This is a genomic window from Streptomyces sp. NPDC007991 (assembly GCF_042958445.1).
Classification (GTDB): Bacteria; Actinomycetota; Actinomycetes; order Streptomycetales; family Streptomycetaceae; genus Streptomyces.
This window is the reverse complement of the sequence record NZ_JBIBJD010000004.1, coordinates 617902-635743: the sequence shown is the minus strand read 5'-3', so window position 1 is coordinate 635743 and position 17842 is coordinate 617902. Positions and strand designations below refer to the sequence as shown.

The following is a 17842-nucleotide window of genomic DNA, read 5'->3' as shown; positions in this document are numbered from 1 at the left end:
GAGCGGAGCAACCCGATGGCACCCACCCTCACCCTCAAATCCGGCACCACCTGGCCCGACGCGTGGCAGCGCTGCCTCGCCGCCGCGCCCGAGGCCTTCCGCGACGAGCGGATCCTCAACCTCTGGAACGCCGCCTGGCAGGCGGACGGCCGGGTCCTGCCCGCGGTCAGCCCCGTCGACGGCAGCCCGATCGCCGGCCCGCCGCGCCTGGACGGGGCCACCGCCCGCCGGGCCGTGCGCGCCGCCCTCGACCACCACCGCGCCTGGCGTCACGTCCCCCTGCCGGAGCGCCGGGCCCGCGTCGCGGCCACCCTCGACGCCCTCGCCGCACACCGCCGGCTGCTCGCCCTCCTGCTCGTCTGGGAGATCGGCAAGCCCTGGCGGCTCGCCCTGGCGGACGTCGACCGCGCCATCGACGGGGTCCGCTGGTACGTCGACGGCATCGAGGAGATGCTCGCCGGCCGGACCCCGCTGGACGGCCCGGTGTCCAACATCGCCAGCTGGAACTACCCGATGAGCGTGCTCGTTCACGCAGTGCTGGTCCAGGCACTGGCAGGCAACGCGGTCATCGCCAAGACCCCGACCGACGGCGGTGTCGCCTGCCTCACCCTGGCCTGCGCCCTCGCCGCCCGTGAGGGGATCCCCGTGACCCTCGTCAGCGGCAGCGGAGGCGAGCTGTCCCAGGCGCTGGTGCGGGCGCCCGAGATCGGCTGTGTCTCCTTCGTCGGCGGCCGCGACACCGGCGCCGCGGTGGCCACGGCCGTCGCGGACCTCGGCAAACGACACGTACTCGAACAGGAGGGACTCAACACCTGGGGTATCTGGAACTACTCGGACTGGGACGCGCTCACGGCGGTCGTCCCCAAGCTCTTCGACTACGGCAAGCAGCGCTGCACGGCGTACCCGCGCTTCGTCGTCCAGCGGCAGCTGTTCGACGCGTTCCTGGCGGCGTACCTCCCGGCGGTCCGCACGCTCAGGGTCGGACACCCGCTCGCCGTGGAGCAGCCGGACGACCCCTGCCCCGAGCTGGACATCGGGCCGGTCATCAACGCGGCCAAGGCCAAGGAACTCCAGGACCAGGTCGCCGAGGCCATCGAGCGCGGCGCCGTACCGCTGCACCGCGGCAGTCCGTCCGACGCCCGTTTCCTGCCCGGCCAGGACACCTCGGCCTACGTCCATCCGGTCACGCTCCTCAACCCGCCCCCGTCCTCTCCGCTGCACCACGCGGAGCCGTTCGGCCCGGTCGACACCATCGTCCTGGTCGACACGGAGGCGGAGCTGCTGGCCGCGATGAACGCCTCGAACGGCGCGCTGGTGGCCACACTGTCCACGGACGACCGGGCGACCTACGAGCGACTCGCCCCGCAGATCCGCGCGTTCAAGACCGGCCGCGGCCGGCCCCGTTCCCGCGGTGACCGCGACGAGCTGTTCGGCGGGCTCGGCGCGTCCTGGCACGGCGCGTTCGTCGGCGGCGAACTGCTGGTGCGCGCGGTGACACGGGGACCGGCGGGGGAGCGGCTGCCGGGCAACTTCCCGGAGTACCAGTTGCTGCCCTGAGGGCGGGCCGTCGGCGACCGACGCCGGTCCCCCGCCACGCGGTTCCCGCGCGGGCCCGCGGCGTCGGTCGCCGACGCGTTGTGAACCGGCGTGCCTTGGGAATCCGTACCGTCGCCCGTCGCCCGTCGCCCGTCGCCCGTCGCCCGTCAGCCGATGCCCTGCCGGTCCGGGCGCAGGGCGAACGCGCGGTCCGAGGGGGCCGGCCCGGACCGGTCCACCGCCTGCCGGAGCAGCTCGCGATGGCGGAGCAGCGGCTCCCGCCGCTCCGGCGGCACGAGCAGAAGCAGGTCGTCCAGCCCGGCCAGCATGCGCCGCGAAACCTGCGGGTTCCCCACGGCGCACCCCCGTACCTCGCTGAACCCCAGATCCACCAGCTCGGTCCACCCCGGCACGGGCTGCACCAGCCGTACCGCCCCGCCCCGGTCCCGGTGCAGGGCGGCGTCGAGCGGTCGCCGGCCGAGAGCGGCCAGCAACTGGACGATCCGGTCCAGGGCCTGGACGGCGGTCGTCGGATCGTTGATCGCGGGCGACAGGGCGCGCAGCGCGATGTCGGACAACTGGCGCAGTCCGAAGCCGAGATCCTGGTGGTACGTCCGCTCCACACCCACCGAGATCGTGTAGCGCAGCGCCCTGCGCGACGGGGCGGGCCCACCGTGGACCGCCAGTACGGGCGTGCCGGGCACCACGAAGTCGCCGATCCGCGGGATCAGCCGCAGCACGACCCCGTGTTTGCGCGCCACCCGCACCAAACGCGTGATGTGCACGTCCCGCAGCACCCCCGCCCGGCCCTCGTGGGGCACCCACGCGGTCGCGGAATCCAGGCGGACGGCGTCCGGTCCGGGCTGTCCGCCCGTCGGCACGGGCAAGGAGGCGGCCACCCGGAACGACTCCGTGGCGATCCGCGCGATCACGTGGCTGATCCGCATGAGCCGCAGGGTGGTGTTCACGTACAGCACGAAGAGCAGCAGGCTGAGGGCGACCATGCAGAGGGTGAGGACCGACTGCACCAGAGGCACCGTGGTGACGGCACGCGGGTCGTCGGCGGTGTCGAAGGAGGTCAGGACCAGCAGGGTCAGCACGAAGGTCGCCAGGAAGACGGCGAAGGTCGCCTTGGTGATCCGGCTCCGGACGAAGAGCCGCACCACCCGCGGGGTGAACTGCCCGCTCGCCATCTGCACGGCCACCAGCGAGATGCTGAAGACCACGCCGATGAAGGTCATCATCGCCGAGCCGACCGCGCTCACCACGACCTTCGCGTCCTGAGCGAACCGCAGCAGCTCGTCGAGCGTGTCGTAGTCGCGGTCGTCCTGGAGCGCGTCGACGATGGCCGTGTCCAGCGCCTGGGCCCCCGCCCAGACCACGAAGACGCCCACCATCGCCGCGGTGGGGGCGAACCAGAACGTGTCCCGCAGATGCTCCCTGAGCGTCGACAGCGCACGGGGGCGACGTGCCGCCGCGGAGCTCCGCGTAACCATCCAGTCACTCATGGTGTGACCCTAGGGGCATCGGGCCGCGACGTCCCGGACCCCCGCCCTGAGGAAGGAAACGCAGGTGAAAGCCACTGCGAAACCTTGGTATGGTTGTCCATGTCGCCGCGGGGCAGAGCCCTGGCAAGGCGGCAGACACCTGGTCCGGGTGGCGGAATGGCAGACGCGCTAGCTTGAGGTGCTAGTGCCCTTTATCGGGCGTGGGGGTTCAAGTCCCCCCTCGGACACTTGCTTCGGCGTATGAGAGGTGCCGGCCGGTTCTGGTCGGCGCCTTTTCTGTGTCTGGTTCGGTAGGGGCGCCCACCGCGCTCGTCGCCTCGTCCAGCACCAGCACCTCGGGGTCGGCCAGGAAGACCCTGGCGAGCGCGATGAGCTGCGTCTGACCGGTGCTGAGGCCGCCCGGGCCGCCTGCCGGACGTCGTCGTCGCTCGCCCGGTCGGCTCCGTAAGCGATGTTCTCGGCGATGGTCCCGGTGAACAGCCAGGGGTCCTGGAGCACGGCACGCACCCGTCGGCGCAGGACGTCCCGGGGCAGCTCGGCGATGTCCGTGCCGTCGAGCATGACGCGTCCGGACCAGGGCGCGTAGAACCCCAGGAGCAGGTTGACGACCGTGCTCTTGCCGGCGCCCGTGGGGCCGACGCGCCGCGTGCTCGAACTGGCCGCCGGCCTCATGGTGCGACTGGCCGAGACCGCCCCTGATCAGCTGCGGTAGCCCCGCAGTTTGCGGTACAGCGTCGCCCGGCCGATCCCCAGCGCGGCCGCCGCGCGCGCCTTGTTGCCGCCGTGCCGGCGCAGTGCCTCCAGGATCGCGGCGCGCTCGGCGTGCTCCATCGGGCTGAGGGGCCGCGCGGCCGGGCCTTCCCGCACGGCGTCCGGCAGCTCCGGCCGGCGGACCGGCCCCGACATCCGGCGGTGCTCGGCGAGGGCCCGGACGACATGGGCCAGCTCGGTGACGTTCCCGGGCCACGGGTACCGCTCCAGCGCGCGCAGGGCGTCCAGTGTCCAGGTCAGCGGCGGCTGCCCGGGGGCCGGGCGTGGCGCCAGGGCCGGCAGCAGCTCCCGGATGTCCTCGGTGCGTTCCCGCAGCGGGGGCAGGGTCACCGAGCGGGCGGACAGGGTGTCCAGCAGACGCTGGAGACAGGGGCCGACCGGCGTGCCCGGCGTGTAGGTGACCAGGAGCCGGGTGTCCGGGTGCTGTTCGAGGAAGGAGTTGAGCGCGGCCACGCCGGGCTGCGCGAGGCGCTCGGCGTGCCGGAGCAGCAGCGGGCGATCGGCCGGCCAGGCGGGCAGGGCCTGTGCCAGAGCGGCGTCCTGAGCGGCGTCCGCCTCCTGGACGGGGCCCGGCCCCAGCAGTTCCCGGGCCAGGGCGGACTTTCCCGTGCCCCGCTCGCCGGTCAGCAGCAGCGGCCGGCGGGAGCGCGCCAGCTCGGCCGCACGCGCGACGACGCGCCGCCACGGGGCCGAGGAGCCGGTCAGAGCGAGCGACGGCGCGGGCGAGCCCGGCACCGAGAGCGGCGCGGCGTCGAGCGGTTCCAGGACGGCGACGACCCCCACGACCGTGCCGTCCAGGCGCACCGGGGCGATCCGTGCGGTGCACCCGGCCCCCTCCGGCAACTCCACGAACCCGGACACCATCGCCTCGGGCGAAGCCGCCGGATCCGTACCGTCCGTCTGCCGCGCGCCGACCGCCGTACGCTCCAGCGCCGCCAGCACCTCCGGCGTCAGCAACCGCTGCGCCGCAGCGCTGATCAGCCGGTTGTGGCCGTCCAGGGCGGCCACGGCCCGATCCGGCCCGGCCCCCAGATACGCGTCCAGCAACACCCGTTCGACCCGCCCCGCCCGCGCCCGCAGCTCCGTCTCGACGGCGGTGGCCGCCGCCTCGGCCAGGGCCGCCTGCGGATGCGGCGAACGCATGGCGCACAACCGCGACGCGACGGTCACCGTGCCGAGCGGCCGGCCGTCCTCCGCGTCGAGCACCGGGACGCTCACCGCGGAGACGTCCTGCCACCGGTCGAGGAAGTGCTCCGGCCCGTGCACCTCGGCCCGCCGCCGGGTGCGCAGGGCGAGAGCCGCACTGTTGTTGCCCACCTCCCGCTCCGACAGGACGGGGCATGGACCGAGCCCGGGAACGCCCCCCTCGCTCCACAGCACGCGCAGCCGTTCGTCGGTCAGGACGAGGAGGGACCGGGCCGTGTCCAGGGCCGGGACGATCCGGTCGAGCACCGGCCGGGCGGCATCGAGCAGCGCGGAGTCCACCGGCCGGGAGGGAGCGACGTCCGGCTCCTTCAAGTCGTGCGGCACACCGAAGAACCGCGCCCGCCGCCACGCCGCGACGACCTCCTCCGGAACGCCGCCGGGCAGCGCGCCCCCCGACAGGAACCGCTCGCGGGCGAGACGCAGCGAGGGCCCGGCGGTGGCTGCGGGAGAAGGCTCGGTCGTGGTCACGGCAGGCACCACCGTAGCGGGTTCGATTGAACGGGCAACAACGGGAGACGACGGGCGACAGCGGGAGACGACGGGCGGCAACGGGTGTCTCGTAATGAGACACCCGCGACCGCCCCAACCGCTCCATGATCATGAACGCTCGATGTCCGCCCCCGTCCCCCGCAGGAGCGCCCCGTGTCCACCGTCGTCGAGACCGACGTCCTGATCGTGGGCAGCGGCCCCGCCGGTGCCTCGGCCGCGCTCGCCCTGAGCACCTACGGCGTGCCCAACATCGTGGTGACCCGCTACGCGAGCCTCGCCGACACGCCCCGCGCGCACATCACCAACCAGCGCACCATGGAGGTGCTGCGCGACCTCGGCGTGGAACAGGAGGTCGTCGCGCAGGCCACCCCGCAGCACCTGATGGGCAACACGACGTTCTGCACCAGCCTGGCGGGCGAGGAACTGGGCCGGGTGCGCTCCTGGGGCAACGACCCGCTGGTACAGGCGGAACACGAACTGGCCAGCCCCACCCGCATGTGCGACATGCCGCAGCACCTCATGGAGCCGGTCCTCGTGAACGCGGCCGTCGCCCGCGGCACCCGGCTCCGCTTCCAGAACGAGTACCTCTCCCACACCCAGGACGCCGACGGCGTCACGGCCACCGTCCGCGACCGGCTGCGCGGGGACACGTACGAGATCCGCGCCAAGTACCTGATCGGCGCCGACGGCGGACGGTCCCAGGTCGCCGCGGACGCCGGGCTGCCGATGGGCGGCCGGATGGGCGTGGCCGGCAGCATCAACATCGTCTTCGAGGCGGACCTGACGCGGTACACCGCCCACCGCCCCTCCACGCTGTACTGGGTCCTCGCGCCCGGCGCGACGGTCGGCGGCATCGGCGCGGGCCTGGTGCGCTGCGTCCGCCCCTGGACCGAGTGGCTGATCGTGTGGGGCTACGACGTCACCGCGGGCGCCCCGGACCTGACCACCGAGTACGCCGAATCCGTCATACGCAAGCTCGTCGGCGACGACGACATCCCCGTCACCGTCAAGTCGTCCTCCGCCTGGACCGTCAACGAGATGTACGCGGAGAGCTACGCGAACGGCCGCGTCTTCTGCGCCGGCGACGCCGTGCACCGGCACCCCCCGTCCAACGGCCTCGGCTCCAACACCTCCATCCAGGACGCCTACAACCTGGCCTGGAAGCTGAAGCTCGTCCTCGACGGCACCGCCCACCCCAGGCTGCTCGACAGCTACACCGCCGAACGGGCCCCCGTCGGCCGGCAGATCGTCACCCGCGCCAACCGGTCCATCCGCGAGACCGCCCCGGTCTTCGAGGCCCTCGGCGGGCTCTCCCCGCAGACCCCCGAGCAGCTGTGGGCCAACATCGCCGCCCGCAAGGACGCCACCGCGGCCGCCGAGAAGCAGCGCGCCGAGCTGCGGGAGGCCATCGCCTTCAAGGCGTACGAGTTCAACGCGCACGGCGTCGACCTCAACCAGCGCTACAGCTCCGGCGCGATCGTCCCGGACGGCACGCCCGACCCCGGCTTCGCCCGCGACCCCGAGCTGCACCACCAGCCGTCCTCCCGCCCCGGCGCCCGGCTCCCGCACGCCTGGATCACCTCCGGCCGCCGCACGCTCTCCACCCTCGACACCGTCGGCCGGGGCCGCTTCACCCTGCTGACCGGCATCGGGGGCGAGGAGTGGGTACAGGCGGCCGGAGCCCAGGAGGTGGAGATCTCCACCGTGGTGATCGGTCCCGGGCAGGAGTACGAGGACCCCTACGGGGACTGGGCGCGTCTGAGCGAGATCTCCGACGCGGGTGCCCTGCTCGTGCGCCCCGACGGTTTCGTCGCCTTCCGGCACGCCTCCGCCGCACCGGACGCCGGCGAACTGCTCGCGGAGGCGTTGCGGACCATCCTCGGACACGCCTGAGCGCGCAATCATGGAAGCAAGGACAGCGGCGGACGTCGACGACGAGGAGCGGGGATGACCACCGAAGCGACCGGGGCCGACGTCACCGAGCAGGCCCTCGCCAGCCTCCTGGGGGCCGCCGACCCGCGGCTGCGCGAGCTGCTCACCGGCCTCGTCCGCCATCTGCACGACTTCGCGCGCGAGACCCGGCTGACCCAGGAGGAATGGGAGCGGGCGATCACCTTCCTGACGGCGACCGGGCAGGCCTGCACCGACACCCGGCAGGAGTTCATCCTGCTGTCGGACGTGCTCGGGCTGTCCATGCTCGTGGAGACCGTCAACGGCCACCGCGCGCCCGGCGCCACCGAGCCGACCGTGCTCGGCCCCTTCCACATGACCGAGTCGCCGGTCCGCGCACTCGGCGACGACATCGACCTCGTGGGCGGCGGCGATGCGTGCGTGGTCAGCGGCCGGGTGCTGGCCGAGGACGGCACCCCGCTGCCCGGAGCCCTCGTCGACGTCTGGCAGGCTGACGACAAGGGCTTCTACGACGTCCAGCAGCCCGGCGTCCAGCCCGCCGGCAACGGACGCGGGCTGTTCACCGCCGGCACCGAGGGCCGCTTCTGGTTCCGCACCTGCGTCCCGGCGCCGTACCCGATCCCCACCGACGGCCCCGTGGGCGCGCTGCTGCGCGCGACCGGGCGGCACCCCTACCGCCCCGCGCACATCCACTTCATCGCCACGGCCGAGGGACACACGCCCGTCACCACGCACCTCTTCGTGGCCGGCGGCGACTACCTCGACTCCGACGCGGTGTTCGCCGTGAAGGAGAGCCTGGTCCAGGACTTCGCGGAGACCGACGACCCGTCCCTGGCCCGGGAGTTCGGCGTGCCGAACCCCTTCCGGCTCGCCCGCTTCGACCTCGTCCTGGAGCGTGCGTCATGACGTTGCTGAGCTTCCAGAGCGATTTCTCGTACGAGACCCGGCCCGTGCGGGTCGTCTTCCGGCCCGGCGCGGCCGTCGCCGCGACCCCGGGCGAGGCCGCACGCCTGGGCCTGCGGCGGCTGCTCGTGGTCTGCGGCAGCCGGGGCGAAGCCGTCGCCCGGGCGGTCGCGGACGCGCTCGGCGACACCTGCGTGGGAGTGCACGCCGGCGCCCGGATGCACGTCCCCGCCGAGGACGCCGGCCGGGCCGTCGCCGCCGTACGGGCGGCCGGGGCGGACGGCTGCGTCGCGGTCGGCGGCGGCTCCGCGATCGGGCTCGGCAAGGCGATCGCCCTGCGCACCGGACTGCCGCTGATCGCCGTGCCCTCGACCTACTCGGGTTCCGAGATGACGCCCGTGTGGGGCCTGACCGAGCACGGCGCCAAGCGCACCGGCCGCGACCAGGTCGTCCAGCCCCGCAGCGTCGTCTACGACCCCCGGCTCACCCTCTCCCTGCCCGTATCCCTGACCGTGACCAGCGGCGTCAACGCGCTCGCGCACGCCGTCGAGGCGCTGTACGCCCCGGACGGCTCGCCGCTGGTCTCGGTCATGGCCGAGGAGGGCGTGCGGGCCATGGCCGAGGCGCTGCCACGGCTGGCCGACGACCCGAAGGACCTGGACGCGCGCAGCCGGGCGCTGTACGCGGCCTGGCTGTGCGGCTCGTGCCTCGGCTCGACCACGATGGGGCTGCACCACAAGGTGTGCCACGTGCTGGGCGGCACGTTCGGACTGCCGCACGCCGAGACGCACACCGTCGTCCTGCCGTACGTCCTCGCGCACAACGCCCCCGCCGCCCCGCGGGCGCTGGCCGTGCTGCGCCGGGCCCTCGGCGCCGACGACGTGCCCCGCGCCCTGTGGGAACTGGCCGGGAGCCTCGGAGCACCGCGCTCCCTCGCCGAACTCGGCCTCACGGAAGTCGACGTCGCACCGGCGGCGGACCGGGTCGCGGGCGAGCCGTACGCCAACCCGCGCCCGGTGACGGCGGCCGGGGCCCGGGCCGTGCTGCGAGCGGCGTACGAGGGCGGCCCGCCGGAAGCGGTGGAGACCACCGTCCATGAGCCGATGCGGACTCGCGGACTTGCGGACGGAAGCTGACCGCGATGCTTCCTACGGTCGTGCCATGACGCAGACCCAGAAGATCCTTGTCACCGGCGCCACCGGAACCGTAGGCCGTCAGGTCGTCGCCGAACTGCTCGCCCGTGGGCACGAGGTCCGCGCCCTCACCCGGGACGCCGCGAAGGCCGGTTTCCCGGCCGGTGTGGAGGTCGTCGAGGGCGATCTGACACAACCCGACGGCCTGGCCCCGGCGTTGAAGGGGATCACCGGCCTCCATCTGATCACCTTCGGCGGTGCCGCCTTCACTCCGCTGGAGACCGGTCCGCGCATCCTGGAGCTGGCCCGCTCGGCGGGCGTCCGCCGGATCACCGTGCTGCACGGCGGCGGGCCCACCCCGCTGGAGGACGCGGTACGGGCCGACGACGGTGTGCACTGGACCGTGCTCATGCCGGTCGAGTTCATGGCCAACGCCCTGGAGTGGGCGGACGGGATCGTGGCCTCGGGTGAGGTGCGGGAGCCGTTCGTCGCACGGCTGAGTGCCATGGTCCACGAGGGCGACATCGGCGCCGTCGCCGCGGTCGCGCTCACGGAGGAGGGTCACGCGGGCCGGGAATACGTGATCACGGGCCCCGAAGTGCTCACCGTCGGCGACAAGGTGGCGACGTTGGGCGCCGCCGTCGGCCGGGAGATCACCCTGGTCGAGCTGACCGAGGAGCAGGCCGTCGCGCGATGGCGGGCGGCGTACCTCCCGGAGGACGTGATCGGTTTCCTGCTCGAGGCGTACGGCAACACCCCCGAGGTGGGCCGCACGGTTTCCGGCACCGTCGAAAAGGTCACCGGCCGCCCGGCCCGCACCTTCGCCCAGTGGGCGGCGGAACACGCGGACGCGTTCAGGGCGTAGAGGCCTGGGGGCCGCCTTCCGGACGGGTGTCTCGTAATGAGACACCCATCCGGAAGACCCGTGCCCCAAGATCGACAAGGGGGTGTGACCGCAGCATGGTGCGGCCGTCGGCGTGCGCGGACAACCGCCGCCCGAACGGCCGTGCCACCCCGAAGAAAGGTGAACCACATGGCCCTCGCACTGCTCCGGCGCCGGCGACGCAAGGGCGCCTCCGCCGCAGCCGCGGGCCTCGCCCTCCCCCTTCCCTCCGGCGCGGGCGCCGTGGCCCGTGAGGTCGTCGACCCGATGGGCACGCCCCTGGCGGCCGCGGACGTCACCGTCACCGCCCTGGACACCCACCGGGTGGCGGCCCGCGGGACCACCGACCCGTACGGCTACTTCCTCGCCGCTCTGCCGCCCGGCCGCTACAGCCTGCTGATCGCGGCCCAGGGCCTTCAGCCGCACCGCGAGACCATCGAGATCTCGGCGGACACGCCGACGCCCACCGAGCGGGCCTGGCTGCGTCCGGCCGAGGCCCTCCAGCTGCCGACGCCCGGGACCTGGCTCTTCGACCCGCCGCACACCGCGATCCGGTTCATCGCCAAGCACGTCGGCATGGCTCATGTCCACGGCCGTTTCGAACGCTTCGAGGGCGGAATCCGGATCGCCCAGGACATGACCGACTCCCGGGTGCACGTCCGCATCGACGCCTCCAGCATCACCACCGGCAACACCACCCGCGACAACCACCTGCGGTCCGCCGACTTCCTGGACGTCGAACGCTTCCCGTACATCGACTTCACGAGCGCCCGCTTCGCCTACCGGGGCGGCAGCAAGTGGACGCTGCAGGGCTCCCTCACGATGCACGGCGTCAGCCGCTCGGTGGCCCTGGACACCACCTACCTCGGCACGGTCAACGGCGGCTACGGGCAGGAACTGCGCTGCGCCGCACTGGCGACGGCGGAGCTGCACCGGGAGGACTTCACGCTCAACTGGCGTTCCATGCTGGCCCGGGGCATCGCGGTGGTCGGCCCGACGGTCCAACTGGAGCTGGACGTCCAGGCGATGTACCGGACCCACGACACCCCGACCCCGCCGGAATAATCCCTGGCACGGTTCCCTCCGCACTCCCTACACTCACGTACGTATCCGCGCCGCCCACGACCCGAGCGGCGCACCGACGTGACGAACGAAGGGAGACGGCCATGCGTGACCGCACCGCTGCCACCGTCTCCCTGCCGCGCTACGAGGTGATCCTCGTGTCCTCGTCGCTCCGGTGCCCGCCGCGCGGCCGGTGCTGGATGACCGGGACGAACGTCTGAGAGGCAAAGGCATGCGCACAGCTTGCTGACGTGAAGTCGGCAAGCTGTGCGCGCCTGCCGTCACGCCCGCCTCGCCCGGTAATCGCGCTGCCCCTTTCCTGAACGCTTCGAAAGGCCCCGGGCCGTGCGCATCAACCACAACCCGCTCGCCGTCGTCCGCAACCTCGGCATCCTCGCCCACGTCGACGCCGGCAAGACCACCGTCACCGAACGGATCCTGTTCGCCACCGGAACCACGCACAAGCGCGGCGAGGTCCACGACGGCACGACCGTCACCGACTTCGATCCGCAGGAGCGCGACCGGGGCATCACCATCTTCGCCGCGGCGGTGAGCTGCGCCTGGGACGGTCACCGGATCAACCTGATCGACACCCCGGGGCATGTCGACTTCGCCGACGAGGTGGAGCGTGCGCTGCGGGTCCTCGACGGCGCGGTGGCCGTGTTCGACGCGGTGGCCGGGGTGGAGCCGCAGAGCGAGTCGGTGTGGCGGCAGGCCGACCGGCACGGCGTACCGAGGATCGCGTTCGTCAACAAGATGGACCGCGCCGGTGCCGACCTCGACGCGGCCGTCGCGTCGATCCGGGACCGGCTGCACCCGGCCCCGCTGGTCGTGCAGTTGCCCATCGGCTCGGAGGACGCCTTCACCGGCGTCGTCGACCTCGTACGCCTGCGCGCCCTGGTGTGGGCCGACGGCGACGCCGTCGAGGAAGCGCCGGTGCCGGACGACCTCCTCCATGAGGCCCGCGCGCGCCGCCGGGCGCTGGAGGAGTCCGTGGCGGAACTCCACCCGGGCGCCCTGGAGGAGTTCTGCGACACGGGCACGCTCGGCGAGCGGACCCTGTCCTCGGCGCTGCGGGACCTGACCCGGGACGGCGACGGCGTGGTCGTGCTCTGCGGATCCGCGTATCGCAACCGGGGTGTGGAGCCGCTGCTCGACGCCGTCGTGGCCTACCTGCCGTCGCCCCTGGACGTGCCGCCGGTCCGCGGCACCCATGAGGGCGAAGAGCGGGAGCGGCCCGCCGACCCGTCCGCATCACCGGCCGCCCTCGCCTTCAAGGTGCACGCCACCCCGACAGGACGGCTGACCTACCTGCGCATCTACTCCGGGACGATCGAGAAGGGAGACACCCTGTGGGACGCGAGCGCGCGGCGCACCGAGCGCGTCGGCCGGATCCTGCGCGTCCAGGCCGACCGGCACGCACCGCTGGACCGGGCGGTCGCCGGGGACATCGTCGCCGTCGTCGGGCTCAAGTCGGCCCGCGCCGGCTCGACCCTGTGCGCGCCGGACGCCCCGCTCGTCCTGGAACCGCCGGGCGTGCCCGAGCCGGTGGTGTCGGTCGCGGTGGAGTCCCGCAGGGCCGGCGACACCGACCGGCTGGCGTCCGGGCTGGCCCGGCTGACCGAGGAAGATCCCTCGCTGGTCGTGCGGACCGACCCGGAGACCGGGCAGACCGTGCTGTCGGGCCTGGGTGAACTGCACCTGGAGGTGGCGGTGGAGAAGCTCCGGCGGGAGCTGGGTCTGGAGGTCAACGCCGGCCGCCCCCGGGTCAGTTACCGCGAGACCGTCGGCCGGGGCGTGTCCGGTCTGGTCTACCGGCACGTCAAGCAGGACGGCGGGGCGGGGCAGTTCGCCCATGTCGTCCTCGACGTGGAGCCGTACGAGGAGGGCGGGTTCGCGTTCCGCTCGGCCGTCGTCGGCGGGCGCGTGCCGCAGGAGTACGTCCGGGCGGTCGAGGCCGGCTGCCGGGACGCCCTCGCCGAGGGGCCGCTCGGCGGGCACCCGGTGACCGGGCTGCGCGTCACGCTCACCGACGGGGCGACCCATGTGAAGGACTCCTCGGACACGGCGTTCCGCACGGCCGGCCGCCTGGGCCTGCGCGAGGCCCTGCGCGCCTGCGCGATGGTCCTGCTGGAACCGGTCGTCGAGGTCACGGTCACCGTGCCCGAGGAGGCGGTGGGCGGCGTGCTCGGCGACCTCGCCGCCCGGCGCGGCCGGGTGACCGGCTCGGCCACCCGCGCGGGCGCGGCGGTGGTCACGGCCACCGTGCCCCTGGCCGAACTCTTCGGCTACGCGACCCGCTTGCGCAGCCGCACCCAGGGCCGCGGCACGTTCACGTCCCGGCCCACGGGCTACGCGCCGGCGCCGGTCGCGACACCGGCGCGATAGCAGCGAGAGCGGCCCCTCCCCTTCACCGGGGAGGGGCCTGCCCCTCGCGTACGACGGCACTGTGGGCGGCCGGCGCCGCGGCGGATAACCGGTTGCTCCGGCCTCCCCCTCCTGCCAACCTCGCCCCCATGCCCGCCTTCACCGCCCCCGACGGCACCACCCTCGCCTACCACATGACAGGGGACGGACCGCCTCTGGTCTGTCTCCCCGGTGGCCCGATGCAGGACTCGGTCTACCTGGGGGACCTGGGCGGCCTGACCGCTCACCGCACCTTGATCCGGCTGGACCTCCGGGGTACCGGCAGTTCGGCTGAGCCGTCGGACACGGCGTCGTACCGCTGCGACCGTCAGGTCGCCGATGTCGAGGCGCTGCGTGCGGAGCTGGGGCTGGAGCGGCTGGACCTGCTCGCGCACTCCGCCGGTGCGAATCTCGCCGCGCTGTACATGGCGCGCCATCCGGACCGGGTGGGGCGGCTCGCCCTGATCACGCCCAGCGTGTTCGCCGTCGGCCTCGGCATCACCGCCGAGGACCGCCTGGAGACGGCACGCCTGCGCCGGGACGAACCGTGGTTCGCCCCGGCGTACGCGTCCCTGGAGGCCATCACCGCCGGCCGCGCGACGGCCGGCGACTGGGACGCCGTCGCCCCGTTCTGGTACGGCCGGTGGGACGACGAGGCCCGCGCCTTCCGCGCGGCGGAGCAGCGACAGCGCAACGACGAAGCCGCCGCCTTGTACGCCTCCGACGGTGCCTTCGATCCCGACGGCACCCGGAGCGCCCTTGCCTCGTGTCCCTCACCGGTGCTCGTCCTCGCCGGGGAGTACGACGTGGCCGGGCCCGCGCGCGTGATGAAGGAGTACGCGGGGCTGTTCCCGAGCGCCGAGATGGTCGTGCAGAGCGGGGCGGGGCACTTTCCGTGGTGGGACGACCCGGGGCGGTTCGTGAAGGCCGTCGTGACCCATTTGGGCGATGGCGGTGCCGTCAGCAGTCCCTGAACTCCGGTGACTGGTTCAGGATCTGCGACCGCACGGACGTGAAGCGCGCGTACGTCTCGCCGTCCCGGGCCCCTGGGCGGAACGCCGCCACGCGGTGGCAGTTCTGGAAGGCCAGGGTGATGCCGAAGTGGCGTTCCAGGCTGGTGCGGATCGCGTCGCTGGCGAGGGCGCGCAGGAGTTGGCCGCGCTCCTGTTCCGACGGGGGAGGGGTCTGGTTGTCGGTGAACTCGGACCGGCCGTCGTGGAGTTCGGTGGCCAGGGAGGCGATCAGGTCGTAGGCGTAGGGGAGGGACGCGCGGACCGTGTCCACGAAGTCCTCCTCCCTGATGTCGCCCTGCTCGGCTTCGGCGAGGAGTTTCGGGGAGACGTCGAGAGACATGGGAAGTGCCGTCCTATCGCGTTAGGGGGTGGGCCCGTTGCCCGGGACGTAGTCCGGGTCGATCTGTGCCGCCAGGTCCTCGCCCGTGCGGGCGTCCGCCCACGCTCGGGCGTTGCGCAGGTGGAACTCGACGGCGTGGCGGTGGAGCCGGTCCCAGTCGCGGGGGTGGGAGTCGACGGCCTCGCGGAGGATCGTGAGGGCGTGGCGGTTGTGCGGTTCCAGGGAGTCCAGCGCATCCGGGCCGCCGTCGGTGCGGCCCTGCTCGGCCGCGCGGACCCAGGGGGAGTGGACCAGGTACGTCAGGAGGTCGTCCCCCACCTGGTCCTTGAGGAAGAGGAGGTCGTCCTCGCCGGTCACCTTGTTGCCGATGACCGCGATGCGGATGCCGAACTGTTCCGCGTGGTCGCGGTACTGGCGGTAGACGGAGACGCCCTTGCGGGTGGGTTCCGCCACCAGGAAGGTGATGTCGAAGCGGGTGAACAGGCCCGAGGCGAAGGCGTCCGCGCCCGCCGTCATGTCGACGACGACGTATTCGCCGGGGCCGTCGGCCAGGTGGCCGAGGTACAGCTCGACCGCGCCCAGTTTGGAGTGGTAGCAGGCCACGCCCAGGTCGGACTCGTCGAACTCGCCCGTGACCATCAGCGGGACGCCGCCCGCCCGGCCGACGTGCCGCGCGTGCAGTGCGTCGTCGCCGAGTGGGCGCAGGAGGCGCGAGCCGCGTCCCGGGGGAGTCGTCTTGATCATCGCCTCGCGGGAGGTGATGCGTGGGTTGGTGCCGCGCAGCAAGTCCTTGATCTCGGCCAGGTGCTCGCCCAGGGGCGGGGCGGACTGCTCCTCCTCGCCGAGCGCCTCGGCCAGGTGCTGGTTGATGTCGCCGTCGATGGCGAGGACCGGGGCGCCGGAGCGCGCCAGGTGGCGGGAGAAGAGCGCCGACAGCGTGGTCTTCCCGCTGCCGCCCTTGCCGACGAACGCGACCCTCACGACCGCTCGTCCTTTTTGAAAATGGATGTCATGTGGTTAGGTTTAGGCAGTGATCGTCGTTGCTGTCAAATCGCTTGCTCCGTATGGGGATTGGGTGGTGTGTGCGCAGGTGGAGTGTGCGGGTGGGGTTCTGGTTCCGAGAGGGGTGGTCGGCGGGTGAGTGATGCTTGATGCATATGATGTGCAAGTGCGTGAACAGAGCATCAAGCGTCCCGTCCGGTTCCTCGCCGCCCTCGTCCTCCTCCCGGGCCTGGCCGGCTGCTTCGTCTCCCCGCCGGGGGAGTCGTCGTCGGACGGCGGGCCGTCGGGCTCGCGGCTGCGCGTGGCCCTCGCCTTCCCGCCCGCCGAGAACTTCTCGCCGTACGGAGCCGACGCCACGCTCCTCAGCCGGCTCGGCGTCACCGAGGGCCTGACCGCCCTGGACGCCAACGGTGCCGCGACCCCCGCGCTCGCCGAGTCCTGGCGCCGCGAGAACGACCGCACCTGGCGGTTCACCCTGCGCGAGGCCACGTTCCAGGACGGCACGGACGTCACCCCGTCCGCCGTGGCCGACGCGCTCACCCGCGCCACGAACGCGAAGCCCGTGCCCGCCGCCCTCGCCGGTGTCACCCTCGACGCCGAGGCCGACGGCAGCCGCGGCGTACGGATCACCACCGGCGCCGCCGACCCCGTCCTGCCCATGCGACTGTCCAGCCCGAGCCTGGCGGTCCTCTCCCCGAAGGCATATGGGAAGAAGGGCGCCCCCACGCCCGTCGGGACCGCCACCGGGCCCTTCGAGATCACCAAGGTCGACAGTGGCGGCTCCGCCACCCTCGACCGCTTCGACGACTACTGGGGCGGCCTCGCCCACGCCTCCGGCATCGACGCGCGGTTCGTCAAGGACGGCACCGCGCGCGCCAACGCCGTGCGCACCGGCGACGTCGACATCGCCGAGGCGATCCCGGTCGCCCAGGCCGCCACCCTCGACGGGAAGACCCTGAAGGAAGCCGGCACCACCCGGACGACCAGCCTCCACCTCAACACCGAGGCCGGCCCCTTCAAGGACAGGAAGCTGCGCGCCGCCGCGCGCACGGCGGTCGACTCCTCCGTCATCGTCAAGGGCGTCTTCGAGGGGTACGCCGACCCGGGCGCGGGCATCTACGGACCCGCCGTCACCTGGGCCGAGAGCAGGCGGGTGAAGCCGACGGGGCGTGCGGACGCCGCCCGGCCCGACGGCAGGCGGATCACCCTCGCCACCTACGACAACCGGCCCGAACTCCCCGAGGTCGCCCAGGTCGTGCAACAGCAGCTCGAAAAGGCCGGATTCGAGGTGAAGCTGCGGGTGCGTGAGTACGCGCGGCTGGAGAGCGACGCGCTGGCCGGGAAGTTCGACGCGTTCATCGGCGCCCGCAACAGCCTGCTCGACACCGGCGACCCCGTCGGCATCCTCGCCAGTGACTACACCTGCGACGGCGGCTACAACCTGGCCCTGCTGTGCGACCGGAAGGTCGACCGGGCCGTCGCGAAGGCCGACCGGGTCGACGGCACCGGGGAGCGGCAGGAGGCCGCCATGGCCGCCGAGGCCGCGGTCCTCGGCACGGACGCGGTCGTGCCACTGGCCCACCAGCGGATCATCGCCGGTGTCTCCGCCGGCGTCCGGGGTGTCGTCCTCGACCCCTACGAGCGGACGCTGGTGGGGGCCGGGACGCGTCGCTGAGATC

General features: G+C 73.2%; 13 protein-coding genes, 1 tRNA gene and 1 pseudogene. 10 read left to right on the top strand and 5 right to left on the bottom strand.

What is annotated here, in order from left to right:
- The first annotated feature begins 15 nt into the window (after positions 1-15).
- Complete coding sequence (locus tag ACFZDA_RS14460; protein ID WP_391079969.1) at positions 16-1557, top strand: aldehyde dehydrogenase family protein; 1542 nt, start codon at positions 16-18, stop codon at positions 1555-1557.
- A 146-nt stretch (positions 1558-1703) separates the two neighbouring features.
- On the opposite strand, the gene ACFZDA_RS14455 is transcribed toward ACFZDA_RS14460, so the two are convergent.
- Positions 1704-3044, bottom strand: coding sequence for a DUF2254 family protein (locus ACFZDA_RS14455; RefSeq protein ID WP_391079966.1), 1341 nt, complete (start codon positions 3042-3044; stop codon positions 1704-1706).
- A gap of 142 nt (positions 3045-3186) precedes the next feature.
- On the opposite strand from ACFZDA_RS14455, the gene ACFZDA_RS14450 reads away from it, so the two are divergent.
- Positions 3187-3271, top strand: a tRNA-Leu gene (locus tag ACFZDA_RS14450).
- On the opposite strand, the pseudogene ACFZDA_RS14445 reads toward ACFZDA_RS14450, so the two are convergent.
- Both ACFZDA_RS14445 and ACFZDA_RS14440 read right to left on the bottom strand, forming a co-directional pair.
- Positions 3253-3716, bottom strand: a pseudogene (locus ACFZDA_RS14445) (ATP-binding cassette domain-containing protein). The gene ACFZDA_RS14450 and the pseudogene ACFZDA_RS14445 overlap by 19 nt on opposite strands.
- Positions 3717-3743: 27 nt before the next feature.
- Entirely contained in the window at positions 3744-5489 is a 1746-nt protein-coding gene (locus tag ACFZDA_RS14440) for a helix-turn-helix domain-containing protein (RefSeq protein WP_391079963.1), read from the bottom strand.
- A gap of 174 nt (positions 5490-5663) precedes the next feature.
- Here ACFZDA_RS14440 and ACFZDA_RS14435 point away from each other — a divergent pair, with 174 nt between their 5' ends.
- From ACFZDA_RS14435 to ACFZDA_RS14405, 7 genes are all read left to right on the top strand, one after another.
- Positions 5664-7403 carry an FAD-dependent monooxygenase gene (locus ACFZDA_RS14435; RefSeq protein WP_391079960.1) on the top strand — a complete coding sequence of 580 codons (1740 nt, stop codon included), beginning with the start codon at positions 5664-5666 and terminating at the stop codon, positions 7401-7403.
- A gap of 54 nt (positions 7404-7457) precedes the next feature.
- Positions 7458-8327 (top strand): dioxygenase, encoded by an 870-nt coding sequence (locus ACFZDA_RS14430; RefSeq protein ID WP_391079957.1) that lies wholly within the window; start codon positions 7458-7460, stop codon positions 8325-8327.
- Positions 8324-9460: an iron-containing alcohol dehydrogenase gene (locus tag ACFZDA_RS14425; protein ID WP_391079953.1), complete on the top strand. Its 1137-nt coding sequence runs from the start codon at positions 8324-8326 to the stop codon at positions 9458-9460. The genes ACFZDA_RS14430 and ACFZDA_RS14425 overlap by 4 nt, the downstream gene beginning before the upstream one ends.
- Before the next feature lie 25 nt (positions 9461-9485).
- The gene (locus ACFZDA_RS14420; protein ID WP_391079950.1) at positions 9486-10322 is read left to right on the top strand and encodes an NAD(P)H-binding protein; all 837 of its coding nucleotides are present in this window, start codon (positions 9486-9488) and stop codon (positions 10320-10322) included.
- 168 nt (positions 10323-10490) lie between these two features.
- Complete coding sequence (locus ACFZDA_RS14415; RefSeq protein ID WP_391079947.1) at positions 10491-11405, top strand: YceI family protein; 915 nt, start codon at positions 10491-10493, stop codon at positions 11403-11405.
- A 342-nt stretch (positions 11406-11747) separates the two neighbouring features.
- Complete coding sequence (fusA, locus tag ACFZDA_RS14410; RefSeq protein ID WP_391079944.1) at positions 11748-13790, top strand: elongation factor G; 2043 nt, start codon at positions 11748-11750, stop codon at positions 13788-13790.
- A 128-nt stretch (positions 13791-13918) separates the two neighbouring features.
- The gene (locus tag ACFZDA_RS14405; protein WP_391079941.1) at positions 13919-14782 is read left to right on the top strand and encodes an alpha/beta fold hydrolase; all 864 of its coding nucleotides are present in this window, start codon (positions 13919-13921) and stop codon (positions 14780-14782) included.
- Here the strand turns inward: ACFZDA_RS14405 and ACFZDA_RS14400 are convergent.
- Together ACFZDA_RS14400 and ACFZDA_RS14395 are read right to left on the bottom strand one after the other, a co-directional pair.
- Positions 14769-15161, bottom strand: coding sequence for an SCO5389 family protein (locus tag ACFZDA_RS14400; RefSeq protein WP_391079938.1), 393 nt, complete (start codon positions 15159-15161; stop codon positions 14769-14771). The genes ACFZDA_RS14405 and ACFZDA_RS14400 overlap by 14 nt on opposite strands.
- Before the next feature lie 21 nt (positions 15162-15182).
- A complete protein-coding gene (locus ACFZDA_RS14395) occupies positions 15183-16142 on the bottom strand; it encodes an AAA family ATPase (RefSeq protein WP_391079935.1) in 960 nt (319 codons plus the stop codon).
- 163 nt (positions 16143-16305) lie between these two features.
- Here ACFZDA_RS14395 and ACFZDA_RS14390 point away from each other — a divergent pair, with 163 nt between their 5' ends.
- Entirely contained in the window at positions 16306-17838 is a 1533-nt protein-coding gene (locus ACFZDA_RS14390; RefSeq protein WP_391079932.1) for an ABC transporter substrate-binding protein, read from the top strand.
- Positions 17839-17842: the final 4 nt, after the last annotated feature.

Coding starts and splice junctions, on each gene's coding strand:
- ACFZDA_RS14460 (WP_391079969.1), top strand. CDS start 16: ATGGCACCCACCCTCACCCTCAAATCCGGCACCACCTGGCCCGACGCG.
- ACFZDA_RS14455 (WP_391079966.1), bottom strand. CDS start 3,044: ATGAGTGACTGGATGGTTACGCGGAGCTCCGCGGCGGCACGTCGCCCC.
- ACFZDA_RS14430 (WP_391079957.1), top strand. CDS start 7,458: ATGACCACCGAAGCGACCGGGGCCGACGTCACCGAGCAGGCCCTCGCC.
- ACFZDA_RS14425 (WP_391079953.1), top strand. CDS start 8,324: ATGACGTTGCTGAGCTTCCAGAGCGATTTCTCGTACGAGACCCGGCCC.
- ACFZDA_RS14420 (WP_391079950.1), top strand. CDS start 9,486: ATGACGCAGACCCAGAAGATCCTTGTCACCGGCGCCACCGGAACCGTA.
- ACFZDA_RS14415 (WP_391079947.1), top strand. CDS start 10,491: ATGGCCCTCGCACTGCTCCGGCGCCGGCGACGCAAGGGCGCCTCCGCC.
- ACFZDA_RS14405 (WP_391079941.1), top strand. CDS start 13,919: ATGCCCGCCTTCACCGCCCCCGACGGCACCACCCTCGCCTACCACATG.
- ACFZDA_RS14400 (WP_391079938.1), bottom strand. CDS start 15,161: ATGTCTCTCGACGTCTCCCCGAAACTCCTCGCCGAAGCCGAGCAGGGC.
- ACFZDA_RS14390 (WP_391079932.1), top strand. CDS start 16,306: ATGCTTGATGCATATGATGTGCAAGTGCGTGAACAGAGCATCAAGCGT.